The organism is Litorivita pollutaquae (genome assembly GCF_003205515.1).
Lineage (GTDB): Bacteria > Pseudomonadota > Alphaproteobacteria > Rhodobacterales > Rhodobacteraceae > Litorivita > Litorivita pollutaquae.
In genome coordinates, this window is sequence record NZ_KZ826487.1 from 1 (window position 1) to 22,317 (window position 22,317).

17 protein-coding genes are annotated in these 22,317 nt (G+C 58.3%); 7 read left to right on the forward strand and 10 right to left on the reverse strand.

The features are described from left to right. Positions 1–644: 644 nt before the first annotated feature. The 8 genes from gyrB to mutM form a co-directional block, all read right to left on the reverse strand. Positions 645–3,062: a DNA topoisomerase (ATP-hydrolyzing) subunit B gene (gene gyrB / locus DI396_RS12035; protein ID WP_110796476.1), complete on the reverse strand. Its 2,418-nt coding sequence runs from the start codon at positions 3,060–3,062 to the stop codon at positions 645–647. 159 nt (positions 3,063–3,221) lie between these two features. After that, positions 3,222–3,842, reverse strand: coding sequence for a LysE family translocator (locus DI396_RS12040; RefSeq protein ID WP_110796477.1), 621 nt, complete (start codon positions 3,840–3,842; stop codon positions 3,222–3,224). 3 nt (positions 3,843–3,845) lie between these two features. Continuing rightward, complete coding sequence (gene recF, locus DI396_RS12045) at positions 3,846–4,952, reverse strand: DNA replication/repair protein RecF (protein WP_110796478.1); 1,107 nt, start codon at positions 4,950–4,952, stop codon at positions 3,846–3,848. A 75-nt stretch (positions 4,953–5,027) separates the two neighbouring features. After that, positions 5,028–6,146 (reverse strand): DNA polymerase III subunit beta, encoded by a 1,119-nt coding sequence (dnaN, locus tag DI396_RS12050; RefSeq protein WP_110796479.1) that lies wholly within the window; start codon positions 6,144–6,146, stop codon positions 5,028–5,030. Positions 6,147–6,336: 190 nt separating this feature from the next. Next, positions 6,337–7,743 carry a chromosomal replication initiator protein DnaA gene (gene dnaA, locus DI396_RS12055; RefSeq protein ID WP_110796480.1) on the reverse strand — a complete coding sequence of 469 codons (1,407 nt, stop codon included), beginning with the start codon at positions 7,741–7,743 and terminating at the stop codon, positions 6,337–6,339. A 591-nt stretch (positions 7,744–8,334) separates the two neighbouring features. After that, the gene (rpsT, locus tag DI396_RS12060; RefSeq protein ID WP_110796481.1) at positions 8,335–8,598 is read right to left on the reverse strand and encodes a 30S ribosomal protein S20; all 264 of its coding nucleotides are present in this window, start codon (positions 8,596–8,598) and stop codon (positions 8,335–8,337) included. A gap of 317 nt (positions 8,599–8,915) precedes the next feature. Continuing rightward, positions 8,916–9,692 carry an enoyl-CoA hydratase gene (locus DI396_RS12065; RefSeq protein WP_110796482.1) on the reverse strand — a complete coding sequence of 259 codons (777 nt, stop codon included), beginning with the start codon at positions 9,690–9,692 and terminating at the stop codon, positions 8,916–8,918. A 77-nt stretch (positions 9,693–9,769) separates the two neighbouring features. After that, a complete protein-coding gene (gene mutM, locus DI396_RS12070; RefSeq protein WP_110796601.1) occupies positions 9,770–10,621 on the reverse strand; it encodes a bifunctional DNA-formamidopyrimidine glycosylase/DNA-(apurinic or apyrimidinic site) lyase in 852 nt (283 codons plus the stop codon). A gap of 133 nt (positions 10,622–10,754) precedes the next feature. Between mutM and ubiE the strand changes: the two genes are divergently transcribed. The 7 genes from ubiE (at position 10,755) to DI396_RS12105 (ending at position 20,661) form a co-directional block, all read left to right on the forward strand. After that, positions 10,755–11,498, forward strand: coding sequence for a bifunctional demethylmenaquinone methyltransferase/2-methoxy-6-polyprenyl-1,4-benzoquinol methylase UbiE (gene ubiE / locus DI396_RS12075; protein ID WP_110796483.1), 744 nt, complete (start codon positions 10,755–10,757; stop codon positions 11,496–11,498). Then, positions 11,499–13,037, forward strand: coding sequence for a 2-polyprenylphenol 6-hydroxylase (ubiB, locus tag DI396_RS12080; protein WP_110796484.1), 1,539 nt, complete (start codon positions 11,499–11,501; stop codon positions 13,035–13,037). A gap of 154 nt (positions 13,038–13,191) precedes the next feature. After that, the gene (locus DI396_RS12085; RefSeq protein ID WP_235851855.1) at positions 13,192–15,291 is read left to right on the forward strand and encodes a YjbH domain-containing protein; all 2,100 of its coding nucleotides are present in this window, start codon (positions 13,192–13,194) and stop codon (positions 15,289–15,291) included. A gap of 14 nt (positions 15,292–15,305) precedes the next feature. After that, positions 15,306–15,986: a YjbF family lipoprotein gene (locus DI396_RS12090; protein ID WP_162617218.1), complete on the forward strand. Its 681-nt coding sequence runs from the start codon at positions 15,306–15,308 to the stop codon at positions 15,984–15,986. A gap of 301 nt (positions 15,987–16,287) precedes the next feature. Beyond that, entirely contained in the window at positions 16,288–18,396 is a 2,109-nt protein-coding gene (locus DI396_RS12095; RefSeq protein ID WP_110796486.1) for a 3-hydroxyacyl-CoA dehydrogenase NAD-binding domain-containing protein, read from the forward strand. Positions 18,397–18,399: 3 nt separating this feature from the next. After that, positions 18,400–19,587, forward strand: coding sequence for an acyl-CoA dehydrogenase family protein (locus DI396_RS12100; protein ID WP_110796487.1), 1,188 nt, complete (start codon positions 18,400–18,402; stop codon positions 19,585–19,587). Positions 19,588–19,590: 3 nt separating this feature from the next. Next, on the forward strand, positions 19,591–20,661 hold the full coding sequence (locus DI396_RS12105) for an acyl-CoA dehydrogenase family protein (RefSeq protein ID WP_110796488.1): 1,071 nt from the start codon (positions 19,591–19,593) through the stop codon (positions 20,659–20,661). Positions 20,662–20,749: 88 nt separating this feature from the next. Here the strand turns inward: DI396_RS12105 and DI396_RS12110 are convergent, their stop codons facing one another. Then, positions 20,750–21,778: an NADP-dependent oxidoreductase gene (locus DI396_RS12110; protein WP_110796489.1), complete on the reverse strand. Its 1,029-nt coding sequence runs from the start codon at positions 21,776–21,778 to the stop codon at positions 20,750–20,752. Between the two features lie 111 nt (positions 21,779–21,889). After that, on the reverse strand, positions 21,890–22,303 hold the full coding sequence (locus DI396_RS12115) for a PaaI family thioesterase (protein ID WP_110796490.1): 414 nt from the start codon (positions 22,301–22,303) through the stop codon (positions 21,890–21,892). Positions 22,304–22,317: the final 14 nt, after the last annotated feature.

A 22,317-nucleotide genomic window follows, 5' to 3' on the forward strand; every position in this document is an offset into this window, starting at 1 on the left:
GCCCACTGGTCAGCGCGATACGCACCGCATCCTGGCGGAATTCGTCCGTCCGTTTCAATCCCATAGTCAGTCTCCTTTGTTGCAGTAAATGCTATCAAAGGAGCGGCATCAAACCGCGACAGGTCCATATCGGAGCTTTCGACCTTCTTCATCCTCCAACTCTGCCGTGTGGAAAAAGCCTTGGCCTACAGCGCGTTGTTGACGACGGTTTTGGAGTGTCATTGCTTTGTCCTTTGGAAAGTACGCATTGGCTGAGCCAAAATGTTGATGCTTCGATCCCAATCCGTCCTATCGGGCACCTGTGTGTTTGATCCAAGGAGGTATAGTTCTCGCTAAAAAATTGCCTTCAGTGGACACTTCCGCGAGAATTTTGATCCGTTTTCAAGGATCTATTTGAGGGCGCACGAATTGTCACATTGCGAGTATGCCTTCATGGGCAATGAGCAAAAATCTGACCAATGTCAGAATGGAGCTTCCTTTCTAACCAAAAGGGATGCGGAAGACGTAGCTTAAATTTCTAAACGAGGTAATTTAACGAAAGTCGCGTAAGGTCCTGAATATAAAGTATTTAATAACTTTACCATCTATCTGCGACGCGCAAACTTATGCGCGCCGTGCAATTTTATCCGCTTCCCTACAGCGGTCTAGAAATCGAGGTTTTCCACGCTCAGTGCATTTTGTTGGATGAACTCACGGCGTGGCTCCACCACGTCGCCCATCAGCTTGGTGAAGATGTCGTCGGCCTCGGCCATATCGTCGATCTTCACCTGCAACAACGTGCGTGCGTCCGGGTCCAATGTGGTTTCCCACAATTGGTCGGGGTTCATTTCTCCAAGCCCTTTATACCGTTGCAGCGACAGCCCTTTTTCGCCTTCTTCCAGAACCGCTTTGAGCAGGTCCAAAGGTCCGTGGATCAATTGGCTGCGGTCCTTGCGGTGCAGTGTGGCCGGCAGATTGTAAACCTCTTGCAAGCTTTTGGTAAAGCTGCCGGTCTTGCGCGCTTCACCCGACCGGAGCATCGGCCCGTCCAACGTGCGTACCTCTTCGACACCGCGCAGGATTCGCGCAAGTCGGATGCCTTGGTCTTGGGTGATGCGACCTTGCCAGCCTTGCTCGTATTCCAAGGCGATCAGGTTCAGCCGCGCCGCGACCTTATCGGCGGTGCCCTGCAAATCGCTGTCCACTACGCCCGGCACAAATGCGCCCGCGATGGCGGCCTGCTCGAGAATATGGCGCGGATAATGGGTGGGGAAGGCATCAAGCACGCGCTTCAACTGGCGCGCCTCGTCGATCACCCGCGATAAATCCTGCCCGACGATGTTTTCGCCATTGCCCTGCACCAAAGACGCGCCGTCGATGCCTTGTTGGATCAAATAGTCTTCCATTTCGGCCTGATCCTTGAGGTAAACCTCTGATTTTCCGCGTGAAACCTTATACAGCGGGGGCTGCGCAATATAGAGATATCCCCCCTCAATCAATTCGGGCATTTGCCGATAGAAGAAGGTCAAAAGCAGCGTGCGAATATGTGCGCCATCGACGTCCGCATCGGTCATGATGACGATCTTGTGGTAGCGCAATTTCGAGATGTTAAACTCGTCGCGGCCAATGCCGGTGCCGAGCGCCATCACCATGTTACCGATTTCCTGGCTGCTCAGCATCCGGTCAAACCGCGCCCGCTCGACGTTCAAAATCTTACCCTTCAACGGCAGGATTGCTTGGGTTTTCCGGTCGCGCCCTGTTTGGGCCGAACCGCCGGCGCTGTCGCCCTCCACGAGAAAGATTTCGGTGTTGGCAGGGTCTTTGTCCGAACAGTCCTTGAGCTTGCTGCTCAGGAAATTCATGTCCATCGGGTTTTTGCGCCGGGTTAGATCCCGCGCCTTGCGCGCCGCTTCGCGGGCCAGGGCGGCCTCGATGATTTTGCCGACGACGATCTTCGCTTCGTTGGGGTTTTCCTCGAACCACTCGGCCAGTTTCTCGCCAACGAGGTTTTCGACTGCCGGGCGGACCTCGGAGGACACCAGTTTATCCTTGGTTTGCGACGAGAATTTGGGATCGGGCACTTTGACCGACAAGACACAGGTTAAACCTTCACGCGCGTCATCGCCGGTGAAATTGATCTTTTCGCGCTTCGCGATGCCGGAGCTTTGCGCATAGTTGTTGATGGTGCGGGTCAGCGCGCCGCGAAAGCCCGCCAAATGGGTGCCGCCGTCGCGTTGCGGAATGTTGTTGGTGAACGGCAGGACATTTTCATGATAGCTATCGTTCCACCACATCGCCACTTCGACGCCGATGTCATCGCGGGTGCCGGTCACGAAAATCGGTTCGGGCATCACCGAGGTTTTCGACCGGTCGAGGTATTTGACGAATTCCTTGACGCCGCCATCGTAAAATAATTCGGATTTGAGCGGCTCGGCGGGGCGTTCGTCCTCAAGGATGATCCGCACCCCGGAATTCAAAAAGGCCAATTCGCGCAGCCGCTTTTCCAAGATCTCGAAACTGTAATCGAGGTTCGAAAATGTTTCCGTCGATGCCAAAAACCGCACTTCGGTTCCGGTGCGGTCGCCGCAATCGCCGACCTCGCGCAAATGCTCGGTGGTTTCGCCATGGCCGAACTTGGCAAAATGCTCTTTGCCGTTGCGCCATACCCGCAGTTCGAGCCAGACCGACAATGCGTTCACAACCGATACACCGACGCCGTGCAAGCCACCGGATACCTTGTAGGAGTTGCTGTCGAATTTGCCGCCTGCGTGCAGCTGGGTCATGATGACCTCGGCGGCCGAAACGCCTTCTTCTTCGTGGATGCCGACGGGAATCCCGCGCCCGTTGTCCGAGACGGAAACCGAGCTGTCAGCGTGAATTTTGACCTTCACATGGTCGGCATGACCGGCCAAAGCTTCGTCAATACCGTTGTCCACGACCTCATAGACCATATGGTGCAGACCCGAGCCATCATCGGTATCGCCGATATACATGCCGGGGCGCTTGCGGACGGCCTCCAAGCCCTTGAGAACCTTGATAGAATCGGCGCCGTATTCTTCGGGCGTGACGGGGGTGTCGGACATCGGATGTTTCCTCAAAACGTTTGGCCGATTTATACCCATTTCTGGGGGCATTGTCACGTGTTCGACACAATATTTAGGGGCGGGGGTATCGGTTTATCCGTGCTGCTCAATGCGGGCATCGATGCCGTGAGATATCTGTATCATCCTCGTTGTGCGCACCTATGCGAAGGGAATGATCACCGCCACACAGAGCATCAAAGCACCGGCGACAAGGTTGGTGCGGTAAAGGGCCCTCGGCGATGTCATCGCGCCGCGCAGATGTCCGATCATCCCGGCCATTATCAGGTTGCCAACCAAGGGAACCGCCGCCGAAATAGCGCAAATTGCAATGATATCAAAACGCGTCACGGCGGTCAGGTCAAAGAACCCCGGCAGCAGCCCCATATAGAACAAGATTGCCTTGGGGTTACCGAAGATCACTGCCAGTCCGGCAATAAATCCGGCCCATTTCCCCGGACGGGTCAAACGGCTGTCGGCAGAGATGGTTTTGTCGGCATTAAGGATCAACAAAGCCCCCATACATGCAAACATCAAAGCCGCCACATATCGCAGGGCCACCATCACCGAGCCATAGGTGCCAACGATCCACGATACCCCCAAGACCGCCAGAAACGGCCAGATTACATCGCCGACCACCACTCCAAGCGCCAAGGGCCACGCTGCATGGAAGCCCCCCGACAAAGCCCGCGCTCCAAGCGCGAGCCATACCGGACCCGGTGTCAGGAACAGCACGAAAAGCGCGCCCGCGTAGAGCAGAAGATCGGCAAGCGAAAGGGTCATGGCCTATCCTGACGTTGAGATGGTGGAAACGCCAGCCTCTTCGCGGACCTCCACGGACATCGCGCGGGCGCCCAATTCGGCAAATTGTTCCGGTCCTGTGCCGGTCATCCACGCCTGCGCCCCCAAGGCGCAGATCTCGTCATAAAGCGCATGGCGGCGGGCGGCATCCAAATGGGCGGCGACCTCATCGAGCAACAGCAAGGGCGGCGCGCCGAAATCGGCGGTTAAGGCGCGGGCATTGGCAAGGATCAAAGAGACCAGCAAGGCTTTCTGCTCGCCAGTCGAGCAATCGCGCGCGGCCACGCCTTTTGCACGGTAGGTGCCGACCAAGTCGGCGCGGTGCGGCCCGATCAAGGTGCGCCCTGCATAAAGATCCCTGCGGCGGTTTTCGGCCAGCGCGGCGGCAAATTCTTCGGCGCTCTGGGGCATTCCACCCTCGCGGTGAGCCAATTCCAGATCTGCGTGGGGGAAAGCGGTCTGTGCTTCATCTTGCGCGGCGGCCAATAGGCCAAGCGCGCGCAGGCGGGCGGCATGGATCGCGGCGCCGGCCTTGGCCATCTGTCCTTCCAATGCGCCATACCAATGGGCATCGCGCTGTTGATCTTTGAGCAGACGGTTGCGTTCGCGCATCGCTTTTTCATAGGTGAGCGAGGCTTCGGCATGATCGGGGATAAAGCTCATGGTCATGCGGTCCAAAAACCGCCGCCGCCCTTCGGCGCCTTCAATCCACAAACGGTCCATCGCGGGCACCAGCCATAGCACCCGCGCGATCCGGCCAAGCGCGACCTGCGTTGCGGTTTTGCCGTCAATCTTGAGCTGACGCGCGCCGCCCGGTTCGGACCAGATTTCGATCTCGTGTATTTGGTGCAGGGAGCGCAGGACGCCTGTGACCTTCCACCCGAGCGCCTCGGGCCGCCGCGCCATCTCTTGCGCTGCCGCCCGCCTCAAACCGCGCCCGGGCGAGAACAGCGATACGGCTTCCAATACATTGGTTTTGCCCGCGCCGTTTGGCCCATGAAGCACCACAGGCCGCCCATCGCTTTCAATCCGTCCGTGACGGTGTGAGCGAAAATGCGACAGGGTCAGTTCGGTGAGGGCAAGTTGGGACATGGGCCTAGGTCAAATGCAAAACGGCGGCGCGGGAATGCCCGCCGCCGCCGCAGATTGGGTCAGGCAGAGCGCCCGTCAAACCCGCATCGGCATGACGACGTAAACCGCCGATGTGTCATTGCCTTCGCGCATCAACGTCGGATCGCCCGCCGAATTGAACAGGAATACAGCGTTCTCGCGGTCTACCTGACTGGCGATTTCCAAAAGATATTTCGCATTGAACCCGATTTCCAAACGCTCGTCGCCGTAAGCCACGGCCAGCTCTTCTTCGGCGGCGCCGCTGTCGGGGGCATTGACCGAGAGAACCAAACGGTCCTCGTCGAGGGAGAGTTTCACGGCGCGCGAGCGTTCGGAGGATACCGTGGCCACACGGTCGACCGCATTGGCGAAATCCTTGGCGTCGACTTCCAGTTTACGGGTGTTGCCTTGCGGAATGACGCGGGTGTAATCGGGGAATGTGCCGTCGATGACCTTTGAGGTCAGCGTGATGTCCGGCGTGGCAAAACGCACTTTGGTTTCCGACACCGAGACGGCGATTTTCATCTCGTCATCATCCAAAAGCTTACGCAATTCGCCAACGGTTTTGCGCGGGACAATCACACCGGGCATATCCGCCGCCCCTTCCGGCAGGTCCGCGTCGATCCGCGCAAGGCGATGGCCATCCGTCGCCACACAGCGCAGAACCTTGCCGCCATCGGCATCCGAGACGTGCATATAAACACCGTTGAGGTAGTAGCGCGTTTCTTCGGTCGAAATCGCAAATTTGGATTTGTCGAACAGGCGGCGCAAAACCGCAGCATTGCAGGAGAAGTTCGAGCTGTATTCCGACGAGGCCATCACCGGAAAATCTTCTTTCGGCAAGGTGGCGAGGTTGAAATTCGAGCGGCCGGCTTCGACTGTCAAACGTCCGGCCGCCGCATCATCGGTCAGCGTGACCATCGATCCATCAGGCAATTTGCGCACGATTTCATGCAACATCACCGCAGAGACCGTTGTTGCCCCGGCGCGTTCGACCATGGCATCGGCCTTGTCCACCACTTCGATGTCCAAATCCGTGGCGCGGAAGTTCACGGTATTGCCCTCGGCCTCGATCAAGACATTGGCGAGGATCGGAATGGTATTGCGGCGCTCGACCACGGATTGCGCTTGCGACACTGCCTTAAGCAGGCTTGCGCGTTCGATGCTGAGTTTCATATCCCTCGCTCCTATTCGAGTAGCGCCCTGAGGCTGGGAGGGTGAGGTTATCCCAATCCCCCTCATGCTCAAGCGTTTTTGTTGTTTTCCGCTGTAATTCGGGGGGCGTCAAGGGCAGGGCGCGCCCAAAGGGCCGCAGTTGCGGATGCAAGGCGGCCCTATGGCAATTTTGCCTCAAACTGTGGCTTGGTTAGGCCTCCAGCGTGCGGCGGAGCAATTCGAGATCTTCGGCGATTTGCCCGTCGGAAATGCGCAATTCTTCGATCCGCTTGACGCCATGCATGACCGTGGTGTGGTCGCGACCCCCAAAGCGGCGGCCAATCTCGGGCAGGCTGCGCGAGGTCAGCTGCTTGGCCAGATACATCGCCACCTGACGCGGGCGGGCAAAGTTGCGCACTCGTTTCGGCCCGATCATATCCGACAGGCGGATGTTGTAATGTTCCGATACGCGGCGTTGAATTTCCTCGACGGTGATCTTGCGTTCCGAGGCGCGCAACACATCGGCAAGGCAATCATGGGTCAGCTCCATCGTGATCTCACGCCCCACCAAGGATGCAAAAGCGAAGAGACGGGTCAGAGCGCCTTCGAGCACGCGCACATTGGTCGAAATACGATGCGCAAGGAATTCGAGAACGCCATCCGTCATCACCAAATCGGGATATTGTTTGCGGAAGGTTTCGGTCTTGGTCTGCAAAATCCCGAGGCGCAATTCGTAATCTGTCGGGTGCAGGTCAACCACAAGACCGCATTGCAGGCGCGATTTGATCCGCTCTTCAAGATCCTTGATTTCGCCGGGGGCGCGGTCGGCGGAAATGATGATCTGTTTGTTCTGATCCACCAATGCGTTGAACGTGTGGAAGAACTCTTCTTGGGTGCTGTCCTTGCCGGCGATGAATTGCACGTCATCGACCATCAAGACATCCACGGAACGGAAGAGCGATTTGAAATCCATCATCTTGCGTTCGCGCAGGGCTTGCACAAACCGGTACATGAATTGTTCCGCCGACAGGTAGACCACGTTCAGATCCGGGCGGTTGACCGACAAGTCCCATGCAATCGCATGCATCAGGTGGGTTTTGCCCAAGCCGACGCCGCCATAAAGAAACAGCGGGTTGAACGTCACGGGGCCGCCTTCGCCAACGCGTTTGGCGGCCGCATGGGCCAGCTCATTGGGCTTGCCGACGACGAAGCTGTCAAAGGTGAACCGTTCGTCCAGCGGCGCCGCCGGAAGCAAATCGCGGTTGGTTCCTGCATGTTGTGCACCTGTGCTGCGTGCCGCATCGGGGCGCGCTGCCACTTTGGTTTCGACCGGTTTTGCCCCGTTTGGCTTCGCAGCCGCCGAGCGCATTGCGGTATTGGCCGGAACCCTGAATTGCACGCGGCGCACATCGGTACCCGCATTGGTCATCTGAAACAGGATCAGATCACCGAAGTTTTGTTTTACATAATTGCCAAGAAACGTCGTCGGCACGTGGAAGGTGGCCACGCCCTCGGTAATCTCGAAAAATTCGAGCGGCTCAATCCAGTTGGCGTAATTATTGCGCCCGACGGTCTTAAGCAGATTTTGTTTCAGCTCGCCCCATTGTTCTTGTGTCATCCGTCCCCGATCCACAGCAGAAGTTTGTTCCAAGTCAGTCACCCCAAAAATAAACGTCGCAGGCCTCCCACAGCCCCCGTCACAAAAGTTTGCCAGCGCACAGACCAACCAGCCCCATTGCCAACGGCAATGGGCGATAAAGTCCGGTTTGGACTAGCAAGCGCCACGCGCAACGATGTTTCCCCAGCATCAGGACAGGCCCCCGACGCACCATGCGTTAGCTTCGTGACGCAGTCTTGATCAAAGCGAGACGGGAAATTCCCTCCCTGGTCCCTTTCTCCGGTTTGACGGGAATGGGTGAACAGGCTCCGTTCTTCTCAAGGCGATGTGAATCGCAAGACTGAAACTAGCAATTGAAACGGGCGGGCAGCAACTGATCTTCGACCTTGACTCGGGTTTTGCAAAAAAGAATCTCTTTGCCGTGAAAACCCGCGTTTGAAACACTGTTTTTATTGCTGCGAATGCAAAAAGGCGCCCCAGTGACAGGGCGCCTTTTTTATCAGTTGCTTAAGACTTTTGGCCGCGATGTTTCTACGGAAAACGGGTGGGCCGCTTATGCTGCACACGCGTAACGACGCTTGTGCCTAAAGCTTAGCCGATTGCTTTAACGCGCGCCGAAAGGCGCGACATTTTGCGGGCAACGGTGTTCTTGTGGAAGATGCCCTTGCTCACACCGCGCATCAATTCGGGCTGTGCCGCGCGCAAAGCTGCTGCTGCGGCCTCCTTGTCGCCGGACTCGATGGCTTCTTCGACTTTGCGCAAGAAGGTCCGTACGCGCGAACGGCGGGCTTTGTTGATTTGGAAGCGTGCCTCGTTCTGACGGGCGCGTTTTTTTGCTTGGGGCGAATTAGCCATGGTGATCAGACCTCTATTTCGGTTCGGTGTCTCGGTTCAAATATGCAGAGCACCTCTCGCGGTCCCTATTTCGGGGGCGACTGATTCTAGCCTGAGCGGGCTCCACACGCATGTATTACGGCGGCGTATAGGGCCATTGGCGCAAAATGCAAAGCCCTATTTGCAAGCGCGGGCGATGATGAGGCAAAGGGCGGCGGCGGTCGGGCGGATGAAATTCACTCATTTCACTTCAAAAAAGAATGGTCCAGCAAGTGTTTGAACGCTTGCCGGACCAAATCAATCCTGTTTGGGGCGCATTGCTTGCCCCTATGGGCGCGCTATTTGTCGCGGAACTGCGCTGCGCGTTTCTCCATAAAGGCGCTCATGCCTTCTTTTTGGTCTTCGGTCGCAAACAGCGAGTGGAACACGCGGCGTTCGAACAAGAGACCTTCGCGCAATGTGGTTTCATAGGAGCGGTTGACCGCTTCTTTGACCACCATCACAGAAATCATCGATTTTTCGGCAATCTTGGCCGCGGCGCCCATGGTTTCTTCCATCAATTTCTTGCAGGGCACCACGCGGCTGACGAGGCCGGAGCGCTCGGCCTCTTCGGCGTCCATGAAGCGGCCGGTCAGGTTCATATCCATGGCTTTGGATTTGCCGACCAGACGCGTCAAACGCTGGGTGCCGCCGATGCCCGCGACAACGCCAAGGTTGATTTCCGGCTGGCCGAATTTCGCGGTGTCCGAACAGATGATGAAATCGCACATCATCGCCAATTCGCATCCGCCGCCAAGCGCATAGCCCGACACGGCGGCGATGATCGGTTTGCGCACGCGCATGATTTGATCGGCCTCGGGGGTGAACAAATCTCCCGCGAATACGTCAACAAAGCTTTTGTCGCTCATCATTTTGATATCGGCGCCGGCGGCAAAGGCCTTTTCGGAACCGGTGATGACGATACAGCGGACTTTTTCATTGGCCTGCGCGTCGGCCAACGCGTGGGCCAATTCGCTCATCAATTCGGCGTTCAGCGCGTTCATTGCGTCCGGCCGGTTCAGTTTCACAAGGGCAATGTGGTCTTCGACGTCAACAATGATGGTCTCATAGGCCATGGGAAAGCTCGTGGTTGTTTCAGGTAGGCTCGACTCCTGACCCATTCGGCCTGTGGGTTCAAGGATTTCTTGCCAACTTACCGCTGACAGGCGGGACAATAGAAGGAGGAGCGACCGGATTGCACAATTCGGCGGATCTGTTTGCCGCAGGTTTCATTGCGGCATGGCTCGTTTTCGCGGCCATAAACATCAAAACTGTGCTGGAAATAGCCAAGCTCGCCCGAGGCCTGCCGGAAATCCTTGAGGCTCGATCCGCCTGCGGCAATCGCCTCGGTCAAAACCGTGCGGATGATCGGCACGAGAGATTCGATTCGGCGTAGGGACAGGCTGCCGGCCTTGCGGGTGGGGTTGATGCCCGCGCGATACAGCGCTTCGCAGACATAGATGTTGCCCAACCCCGCCACAATTTTTTGATCCAGAAGCGCGGATTTGATCGGCATATTGCGCCCTTTGAGGGCGGCGACCAAATGCGCCTCATGGAAGCTATTGCCCAAAGGTTCCGGCCCGATCGAAGCCAATAGCTTATGCGTCTCGGCGGTGGCGGTCGGCAGCAGGTCCATCGCACCAAACCGGCGCGGGTCGTTAAAGGTCACCCGCGCGCCGTTTTCCATATGGAACACCACATGGTCGTGTTTCTCCGGCATCGGATGTTCATGGGCAAAAATGCCCAAAGGGTCGCCCGATACGGTCATCCGCCCCGACATGCCCAGATGGATGAGCAAGGTTTCACCGCTGTCCAGATCCGCGAGGATATATTTCGATCGCCGCCGCAACGCCGTCACCCGCGCGCCGGTCAAACGATCCGCCATGCGATCCGGAAACGGCCACCGCAGCCCTTCGCGGTTCACATCTGCGCGAGCAATCACCACGCCTTCCATCGCGGGCACAAGGCCGGTGCGGACAGTTTCGACCTCGGGTAATTCGGGCATGGCGGTCTCCGGCGGCGCGCATCGGCGCGGCATTGTGGTCAAAGGGGCGCATTGCAGTAGGCGGCAAGCGCCCTATAAGGAAACACGAGAGAAGCGAAGTGCAAGGCCCAAGCGGGCCGCGAAGGCGGAAAACATGGACGACAAGACCACTCATTTCGGATTTGAAACCGTGCCAGAGGCCGAAAAGGCAGGGCGCGTGCAGGGGGTCTTTGGCTCGGTCGCGTCGAAATATGATGTGATGAATGATGTCATGTCGATGGGTATCCACCGCATTTGGAAAGATGCGATGATGGATTGGCTCGCGCCGCGTAAAGGGCAACGTTTGCTCGATGTGGCGGGCGGCACCGGCGATATTTCCTTCCGCTTTCTCAAACGCGCAGGCGAGGCCCATAGCACGGTTCTGGACATCACCGAACCGATGCTCGTCGAAGGCCGCAAACGCGCCGAGGCCGAACAGATGGCGTCGAGCCTCGATTGGGTCGTCGGGGATGCGATGGCGCTTCCGTTTGAGGATAACACCTTTGACGTCTACACAATCAGCTTTGGCATCCGCAATGTTACACGCCCGCAAGAGGCGCTGAACGAGGCGTTCCGCGTCCTCAAGCCCGGCGGGCGCTTGATGGTTCTGGAATTTAGCCAATTGCCCAATGCGGCGATGCAAAAAGCCTATGACGCCTATTCCTTCAACGTCATTCCGCGCATGGGGAAATTGATCGCCAATGACGCCGACAGCTATCAATATCTGGTGGAATCTATCCGCAATTTTCCGGATCAAGAGACGTTTTTGCAAATGGTGAAAACCGCAGGCTTTGAAAATGCCTCTTATCGCAATCTGTCGCTTGGCATCGCGGCGCTGCATTCGGGATGGAAAATTTAAATGCGCGGCCCGCATAATATCTGGCGGTTGATCCGCACCGGTGCCACGCTCGAACGCACCGGCGCGATGAAGCAACTTTTGGACGCCTACGAGGCGCCCGGCTTGGTGCGCGTGGCGCTGCGCGGCCTTGCGTGGCCGTTCCAATGGCTCGGCGTAAAAGGCGACGCGGCCTTCCCGCCGATCCCGCGCGCGCTGCAGGCGCTCGGACCCGCCTACATCAAATTCGGGCAAATCATCTCGACCCGTCCGGATTTGGTCGGCGATGATCTGGCGGCTGAACTGCGCGTCCTGCAAGATCGTCTGCCACCCTTTGATACGGCGCTCGCCCGCGCCGCCGTCGAGGTGGAAATCGGCCAGCCGCTCGATGCCGTCTTCGATACGTTTTCCGGACCCGTGGCCGCCGCGTCGATCGCGCAGGTGCATCGTGGTACATTGAAAGACAGCGGAGAAGACGTCGCAATCAAAGTCCTCCGCCCCGGTATCACCAAGGCCTTCCGCCGTGATATCGATGCGTTCTACCTTGCGGCCAATGCCATCGAATTCCTGTCACCCGCATCGCGTCGTTTGCGCCCAACCGAAGTGATTGATCATTTTGCCGGTGTCGTGGCGGGCGAATTGGATTTGCGGCTCGAAGCGGCCTCGGCGTCCGAATTTGCCGCCAATACCGAACATGACGAGGGCTTTGAGTTGCCCCGCGTTGATTGGAATCTGTCGGGGCGCTCGGTCATGGTGATGACATGGGCCGAAGGCGTCGCTTTGGGCGACAATGCGGCCTTGGATGCGGCGGGGCATGACCGCGCAACCTTGTCCAAACGGGTGTTGCAACTGTTCCTCAGCCACGCTTTGCGCGACGGATTTTTCCACGCCGACATGCATCAGGGCAATCTCAAGGTCGCGCCCTCGGGCAATATCATTGCCTATGATTTCGGCATCATGGGTCATATCGATGAATACACCCGCCGCGTCTATGCCGAGATCCTCTATGGGTTTATCAAACGCGATTATATGCGCGTGGCGCAGGTGCATTTCGAAGCGGGCTATGTCCCTGCCGACCGCGATGTTGATGAATTCGCCCGTGCGATCCGCGCCGTGGGCGAGCCGATTTTCGGCATGGATGCGACCAAAATCTCGATGGGACGGTTGTTGAGCTACCTCTTCGAGGTGACCGAACGGTTCGGCATGGAAACCCGCACGGAACTGATCCTATTGCAACGCACGATGGTGGTTGTCGAAGGCGTCGCGCGCAGTCTTGATCCCCAGATGAACATTTGGGAAACGGCCAAGCCGGTGGTCGAGGATTACATCAAGCAAAGCCTCGGCCCGCGGGCGTTGGCCAAGGACCTCAAGAAAACCGCGCAGGTTCTGGCGCGTTTTGGGCCACGCCTTCCCGCATTGGTCGAAGCCGCCTTGATCCGGCAGGCCGAACCGCCCCGCGCCGCGCCGAAGCCCTCCGCGTGGAGGCCGGCGGGACTGATCCTGGCGGGGGTGGTCATTGGGGCGCTGCTCATGGGCGCGGCGATGGCGCTCGGCGCATTTTGACATCTGCTGCGGGCCTTGCGGCGCATATTTACGACACTTGCTTATTTTGCCACACTGCTAGGCGCTCTGCTCTGTTCAGGACGGGGTTTGGCGGCTAATGTTTGCTCAAAGGCGGGCCATAGCCGCCAAATGGTTACCTGAGGTGGAGACGCTTTTGTCCGGATTGTCCAAATTGCTATCAGGCACCTGTGCCTTGGTGCTCTGCACTGCGGCGGTCCCGCAGGCTGAAACCCTGACCACCACGTCGTTCAACATGTATGGCCTCCCCAGCGGATTGATCGACATGCCCACGGCGGAAATGGCGCCGGATGCGCAATTCACCTCAACGATATCGCATTTTGCCGACAGCACACGCGTGACGCTGAGCTTTCAAATCGCGCCGCGCCTGACCGGCAGTTTCCGTTATAGCGCGGTCGAGGGGCTGCAAATCCCCGGCTACACGTTGTCGTCCTATTACGACCGCAGCTTTGATTTGCGGTATCAATTTCTCGATGAAGGCACCTATCGCCCGGCTATGGCCGTCGGTCTGCGCGATTTTATCGGCACCGGTCTTTATGGGTCTGAATATTTGGTGGCGACCAAGAGCCTTGGTGACAAATGGCGTGTCACTGGCGGTGTCGGTTGGGGCCGTCTGGGCAGCGCGAACAGCTTTGCCAGCAGCGGTACCCGCCCGACTGGTTACCTTGGCACCGGCGGCTTGCCGAGCCTCGACAAGTTCTTTCGTGGCGATATGGCGGCCTTTGGCGGCGTGACCTATCAGCATTCCGACAAGCTGCGTTTGAAAATGGAATATTCCTCGGATGCCTACACCCAAGAGGTTGGCGATGGCCTGTTCACCCGCGATGGTGCGCTTAATTTTGGCGCGGAATATCAGTTCGCCCAAGGGGCGCAGCTTGGGCTTTATGCAATGCATGGCGGCAATCTGGCCGCGATGGTGTCTTTCTCGACCAATCCGAAAACCGCCCCCGTCCCGGGCAGCGCGGATGTCGCACCTTTGGCGGTTCTGCCGCGCGGCAAAAGCGCCCGCGATCTGGGATGGAGCACGCAGCCGCAGGCGGTGGGGCAGACGGTTGCCAATCTCAAGACGCTGGTTGAATTCGAAGGTCTGACGCTGGAGTCCTATAAACTGACTGGCACGAGCGTCCGCCTCGTGGTGCGCAACCCTCGCTTTGAGGCCGGTGCACAGCTTTTGGGCCGTGTGGCACGCGGTGCAACGCGCGCTTTGCCCGCCTCGGTGGAAACCATCACCGTTGTGCAAACCAGCCACGGCGTGCCGCTCAGCAGTGCCAGCTTCAAACGCAGCGATCTTGAGCGGTATGAATATGCCCCCGCCGAGGTCATGTATGATCGTATGGTTCTGACCGATGGCGCGGATGCGTTGGAGGGCACGGTTGCCATGACCGATGCTTATCCCCGTTTCGAATGGGCGCTGACCCCCTATGTCAGCATGTCGATGTTCGATCCGCAAAGCCCCGTGCGCGCCGATGGCGGGTTGAAATTAAGTGGCGATTGGCACATTGCGCCCGGCTGGGTGGCCTCGGGCGATATCACTGCCAAATTGGCAGGCAACCGCGATGAATTGCGTCCCGCGACCAGCACGGGGCTGCCTTTGGTGCGTTCGGACTTTGCAGAATATTCGCGCGGTCAGGATGTCGCCATGCCGAACCTGAGCCTGGCATATTATGGCCGCCTTGGTGAAGACCTCTATAGCCGCGTCACCACCGGATATCTGGAACGCGGGTTTGCCGGTGTGTCGGGTGAGGTTCTGTGGAAGCCGGTCGGCAGCCGCCTCGCGCTGGGCGGCGAGGTGAATTATGTCGCAAAACGCGCCTATGATGATGCCTTTGGCTTGCAGGACTATGAGGTCGCGACAGGCCACGGTTCGGTCTATTACGACATGGGCGAAGGATATCATGTGCAGGTTGATGCCGGCCGCTATCTCGCCGGTGACTGGGGCGCGACCGTGGCGATTGACCGCGAGTTTGCAAACGGGTGGTCGATCGGTGCCTATGCCACCAAAACCAATATTTCCGCCGCACAGTTCGGCGAAGGCTCCTTCGACAAAGGCATCCGTTTCACCATGCCGCTGGCGTGGGCTTTGGGCACCTCGACACGGGCGAAAACATCGGCTTCGGTGGCCTCGTTGACCCGCGATGGCGGCGCAAGATTGCGGGTGCAAGGGCGGCTTTATGAGCAAGTGCGCGATGCGCATGAACCCGAATTGGCAAAAAGCTGGGGTAAATTCTGGCGATGAAGGACGGGCGCGCGATGATCACGAAATATGGTGTCTGGGTGGTGGTGGCTGCGGCTGGACTGATGTTGGCGAGTTGCGGCAATTCCCCAACCCGCACCGATGCCAACAAAAAACTGGCGGTGGGCGTGTTGCAATCCGTGGGTCTTGGTCCGAAAGCGCCGCCCGCCCCGTCAGAAGCACAGCAGATCGCCGGTGCGATGGTCGAAAAAACCGGTGATTTGCGGATGGTGCGTATTCCCCAAAGGGACGTGGCTGCCGCGATTTATCCGGTGCAGAGGAATCAGGGTGTGCGGCTTTGGGCTTCGGCAGATCAACGCGGGTTTTACTTTCGCGATGGGATGCTGGTCGCCACGCGCGGGCTTGGCGGGGATTTGATGCAGGCCGAGGTGCGCCAAAGCCTGGCGCATGTCACATCCCGCAGATCGGGCCGCGCCCTGCGGGTGCACCGGTATCTGACCGGTGACAATCAACCTGATCTGCGCCGCGTGAATTGCCGTATCACGCCAATGGGTCAGGAGGCGGTGCGCTATGCTGCCATGTCGGCGCAGACCGTAAAAATGCGCGAAACCTGCGAGGGCGGCGAGACCCGGTTTGAAAATGTCTACTGGGTGAGCGCCAGCGGCAAAATCGTCAGATCGGTGCAGTGGCAAGGCGATATGGGCGGGATGATAGAGTTTATCGACATCCGCAATTGATCTGTCCGCATGGGTCCGGCTCCTGGTCCGCCAACGGGGTCAAAGGCCAACCGGTGATCCGCGCGGGATTCGGTACGCTATGGTCAAAAGCGTGCCCTGCGAGCATGTGAAGCCTGTTTTTGACAGCAGGTTGGGGCAAGGAAACGCGCCGTCACGCCTTAATTTTGCAGTGCAAAACAAAATTCCATTCATTGACCACCTGTGCCCTCCGTTCTACTTTGCGCGAGAGCGCGGGGGAGGACGCCGCGCGCATCGCGCTTTCCCATGAAGGATGGGGATTGAAATGGGAGGATTTACGTAAGTGTCTGATATTAAAAAAGTAAATGACCAAATTTCAATCGAAAGCGTGGGTGATGTTGCGCTGGTTTGTATCAATTTCCCCCCGGTGAATGCCGCCGGAATCGGTGTGCGCGAGGGGCTGTCGAAAGCGATCGAGACCCTTAATGCCGAAGGCCGCGTCAAAGCCATAGCGATCTATGCGGCGGGCCGGACCTTTGTGGCGGGGGCGGATATCACCGAGTTTGACAAGCCGCTGATGCAGCCGTCCTTGCCCGAGACGTTGAACACGATTGAGGCATCGCGCATTCCGGTCATTTGCGTTTTGCATGGCACGGCTTTGGGGGGCGGTTTGGAATTGGCCCTTGCGGCGCATGGGCGGATTGCGCTCGAAGGCACGCGCATTGGCCTGCCCGAAGTTTTCTTGGGTCTGTTGCCGGGCGCCGGCGGCACACAGCGTTTGCCGCGCCTGACCGGCATGGCCTTCGCGCTGGATGTGGCGTTGTCGGGCCGGCAAGTCTACGCGAAAGAAGCGCTGGACCAAGGCGCGATTGACCGCATCGCATCGGGCGATCCGCGCGATGTGGCATTGTCCGCCGCGCAGGAGGTCGTCGCCGGCACATTGGCGACGCGCCGCACCTGTGATTTGGACAGCGAACTGGACCAAGCTGCCATTGACGGCACCCGCGCCATGCTCAAGAAAAAACAGGCGCATCTGGTTTCGCCGCATCTCATCGTTGATGCGGTGGAGCAATCCGCCGGCGATTTCGACGCGGGCCTGAAATTCGAGAGCGACAGCTTTATGGCGTGCCTCGATACGCCGCAGCGCGCGGGATTGATCCATGCGTTCTTTGGTGAACGTGCGGTATCGAACATCGCCGAAGCCAAAGGCGCCCCCCGTGACATCGCCAAAATCGGCGTGATCGGCGGCGGCACCATGGGATCGGGTATTGCGACCTCTTGCCTGATTGCCGGATATACGGTGCGCTTGATCGAAGTGGCCCAAGAGGGTTTGGATCGCGGCATGGCGACCATCACCAAAAACCTCGAAGGGGCGGTGCGCCGTAGCAAAATGTCGGCCGAGGCGCGCGATGCGGCATTGGGCCGGTTGCATCCCGCGTTGGGCCTTGATGCCTTGGCCGATGTGGATTTGGTGATCGAAGCGGTCTTCGAGCAGATGGAGGTCAAGAAGGACATTTTTGGAAAACTCGACACGATCTGCAAGAAAGGCGCAATTTTGGCGTCGAACACCTCGTATCTGGATATCAACGAGATTGCGGATTGCACCGCGCGCCCTGGTGATGTGATCGGGCTGCATTTCTTTTCGCCCGCGCATGTCATGCGTTTGCTGGAAATTGTACAAGGCGCGAAAACCGATGCGGATGTTTTGGCGACCGGCTTTGCTTTGGCGAAGAAGCTCAAAAAGGTCGGCGTTCTGGCGCAGGTCTGCGATGGTTTCATCGGCAATCGCATTTTGGCACATTATAGCAAAATGGCCTCCTATCTGGTGCTGGATGGCGCCAGCCCGCAAGAGGTCGATACCGCGCTTGAGGAATTCGGATTTGCCATGGGGCCGCATAAGGTTGGCGATCTGGCGGGTCTCGACATCGGTTGGATGACCCGCAAGCGCAAAGCCGGCACGCGCGATCCGCGCGAGCGTTACGCGGGCGATCTGGCCGATAGGATTTGCGAACAAGGTTGGTTCGGCCGCAAAACCGGAAAGGGGTATTACCTCTATGATGACGGTGCCGCCGTGCCCCCCGTGCCGAACGAGGCCGTGGCCGGTTTCATCGACGCGATCCGCGCTGAAAAAGGCATCACGCCGAAAACCTTCAGCAACCAGGAGATCGTGGATCGCTACATGACCGCGATGATCGTCGAAGCCACCCGTGTGGTCGCAGACGGCACCGCAAAGCGCCCTGTCGATATCGATATGGTGTTTCTCTTCGGATACGGCTTCCCGCGCTTTCGCGGTGGCCCGCTCCATTACGCCGATACGATTGGTGCGGCCGAGTTGGTCTCGCGCATCGAAACCTATGCCAAAGACGACGAAGATTACTGGCAGGTGCCGGATCTGTTGCGGAAGATGGCCGCAGATGGCACCAGTTTTGCAGATTTGAACAAGGAGGGATGATCTATGGATCTGAATTTTACCCAAGAGGAACGCAATTTCCGCGAGGAAGTGCGCAGCTATCTGGCAGAGAACCTGCCGGCGCGCATTTCGGATGCGGTGCGTGCGGGCGGCGAGTTGACCAAAGAGATGATGGTCGAATGGCACGCCATTTTGAACCGCAAAGGTTGGTTGGCGACGATTTGGCCGGTGGAGCACGGCGGCCCCGGTTGGACGCCTGTTGAGAAATATATTTTCGAGGATGAATGCTGCAAAGCCTATGCGCCGCGCATTGTACCTTTTGGCCTGTCGATGCTGGGGCCAGTGTTGATAAAATTCGGCAATGACGCGCAAAAATCAACCATCCTGCCGCGCATTCTCGATGGCACCGATTGGTGGTGTCAGGGCTATTCCGAACCGGGCGCCGGATCGGACCTTGCCTCGCTCAAAACCCGCGCGGTGCGCGATGGTGATGAATGGGTGATCAACGGTCAAAAAACCTGGACCACGCTCGGCCAGCACGCCGACAAAATCTTCTGTCTGTGCCGCACCGATCCCGACGCCAAACAGCAAGCAGGCATTTCCTTTATCCTCGTTGATATGGATGCCCCCGGCGTAGAATTGCGCCCGATCAAATTGATCGAAGGCGGCCATGAGGTGAACGAGGTCTTCTTTACCGATGTGCGCGTGCCCTACACCAACCTCGTAGGCGAGGAAAACAAAGGCTGGACCATCGCGAAATATCTGCTGACCCATGAACGCACTGGCATCGCCGGTGTCGGTTTCTCGATGCAGGCATTGGAAGAGGTCAAATCACTGGCCCGCAAGGTCAAGCGCAACGGCAAACCGCTGGCGCAAGATCCGCTGTTCTCGGCACGGGTCGCACAGGTCGAGATTGACCTCGAAGCGATGAAATTGACCAACTTGCGGATGCTCTTCAAAGCGCAACAACAAGGCGCACCGGGGCCGGAAACCTCGATCCTCAAGATCAAAGGCACCGTGATCGGCCAAGAGCTCAAAGACCTCGCGCGCCGCGCGCTCGGCCCCGTCGCCGCGCCGTTCCCCGGCCACATTACCGATGGCAACATCATGTTTGGCCCCGAAGATACGGCCCAGAACGCCGCGCGCTATTTCAACAACCGCAAGACCTCGATTTTCGGTGGATCCAACGAGATTCAGCGCAACATCCTGACCAAGACTATGCTGGAGCTTTGACCCATGGATTTTTCTCTCACTGAAGATCGCCGCATGCTGCAAGATAGCCTGACGCGCTATCTGACCGAGCAATACCCCGTCGAGCATCGCAACAAGGTCGCTTATGATCTGCCGTGCCATGACGATGCGAAATGGGGCGAATTGGCCGAATTGGGCGCGCTGTTTGCGCTTGCGCCCGAAGATGCGGGCGGTTTCGGCGGCACCGGCTTCGACATCTCCGTGGTGTTCGAGGCCTTGGGGCGCGGCATCACACCGGAGCCTGTGCTTGGCGCGCTGATGGCCTCGCGCCTTTTGACCACCGCAGGAGCGGAGCAAGAGGCTTTGCTCTCCGGCGCGGCGAAATATGCCGTCGCGATCAGCGAGATCGAGGCACCCTATGAGCTTGAATTCATCGCAGCCACCGCCTCGGGCAGCGGCGATAGCATCACGCTTTCGGGCCGTAAATCCGCCGTCTATGGTGGGCAGGTGGCCGATGTCATCCTTGTCGCGGCCAAAAACGGCGATAAGCTGGGCGTGTACGAAGTGCAGGCCTCGGATGCGCAGATCGTCGGCTATGCGATGATGGATGGCGGCGGCGCGGCCGAAGTCATGCTGGATGCGACCCCTGCCAAGTTGTTGATCGAAGACGGCACTGCCGCCCTTCAAGATGCAATCAACGCCGGCATCGTGGCGCTGTGCTCCGAAGCGGTCGGCGCGATGGATGTGATCCACGACTATACGGTGGATTACCTAAAGCAGCGCAAACAGTTTGGTGTCGTCATTGGCAAGTTCCAAGTGCTGCAACACCGTGCTGTGGATATGTTGACCGAGATCGAACAAGCACGTTCCATCGTGATCAAAGCTGCCGCCGAATTGGGTGGTCCGGATGCGACACGTTATGCATCGATGGCAAAGAATATGATCGGCCGCGCCGCGCGCCTGAACGCCGAAGAGGCGATCCAGATGCACGGCGGTATTGCGATGACATGGGAATACCCCGTCTCGCATTACGCCAAGCGTTTGATCATGCTCGACCACCAATTGGGCGATACGGATTATCATCTCGCAAAAGTGGCGGCAGAAATCGCGGCTTGATCCGCGAGGGGCAAGACTGAGGAAAGGCGCCGCTTCATTGCGGCGCCTTTTTACTTTTAGGCCTCCGGACCCTACCACGCGTGCAGGTCTAGCTGATCTTGACGATCTGCTTGCCGCGATTCTTGCCTTTGAGAAGCCCCATGAAAGCGGTGGGGGCGTTTTCCAGACCCTCGGCAATATCTTCCATATGAGCGATTTCGCCGGAGCCGACCTTCGGGCCGATCTCTTTCATGAACGCGCCAAAGCGCGAGACGTGGTCGGTTTGCAAAAGGCCCTGTACGGTGAGCCGGTTGACCAAAATCGTCCGCCAGAATTTTTGTAAGGGCATGTCGCCGGTTTCGTCGGTTGCACCACTATACCATGCGATCATGCCGCAGACGATAATGCGCCCATGCAGGTTCATCAAAGGTATGACGCCCCCCAAGGTCGGACCGCCGACGTTTTCGAAATAGATGTCGATGCCATCCGGGCAATGGTCGTGCAGGGCGCCGCGCATCTCTTTGGCAGTGGTGAATTGGCGATGGTCGATACATGCATCAAAGCCGAATTTTTCGACCGCGATGTTGCATTTTTCCGCGCCGCCCGCGACGCCGATGACACGCAATCCGGCCTGTTTGGCCAATTGCCCCACCATGGACCCGACCGGCCCCGTGGCGGCGCCGACGACCAAAGTCTCGCCAGCCTTCATTTTGCCGTATGCAGTCATACCCGCCCATGCGGTAAAGCCGGGCATACCGAGCACGCCAAGCGCAGTGCGCGGGTCGGCGATGGCAGGGTCAAGTTTGCGCAACTGTTGTCCGGGCAGGCAGCCATGTGTGGCCCAGCCGAACATGCCAAAGCAGTGATCGCCTTCCTTGAATTTCTCGTGGTTGGATTTCAGCACCACGCCGACGGCGCCGGCTTCCATCGTGCCACCAATGGGCACGGGATTGGCGTAGGATTTCGCATCATCCATCCGGCCGCGCATATAGGGGTCCAAAGACATATGCGTCACACGCACAAGAACCTCGCCCTCTTTGGGCTCCGGAATGGGTTGTTCTTCATAGGAAAAATCTTCGGCAACGGGATCGCCGTTCGGGCGGCGGGCAAGCGCCACGCGGTGCATTACGTCGGTCATGGGATATCCTCCTTCAGGTCCGTTCTTCATGTTGGCGCGCGCGATCGCACAGGCAAGTCCTAAGCGAAATATGCGTGGTTTTCGTCGCGGCATAATTCGGGCCTGGGATGATCAGCGCGTGCTGCGATACCGGAAAACGCCCGTGCCGGTGGCCACTTTGGTGCCAAGCTCGTCCATGATGGTCGCCTCGGCAAAAAATGTTTTGCGCCCGCCGCCTGTGCGGCGACCTTCTGCGATAAGCACATTGCCTTTGGCCTGCCCGATGTAATTGACGTTCAGCGTGAGGGTCATCGCCAGTTTCGGATTGTCGCGATCACCGGTGTAGCACCCGCAATATCCCATCACGGTATCGAGCATCACCGCATGCACGCCGCCATGGGCAATACCGTATCGGTTCATCAAAAACGGCTCCAACGGCAATTCAAACCGTGCATAATCGGGCTGCCACGCTGTTATCGTAAAGCCGAGATGTTGTTGTAGCGGGTAGGGGGCTTCGACCAATGCGGGGTCTATATCTTGCGTCATAGCGGGCCTTTCGG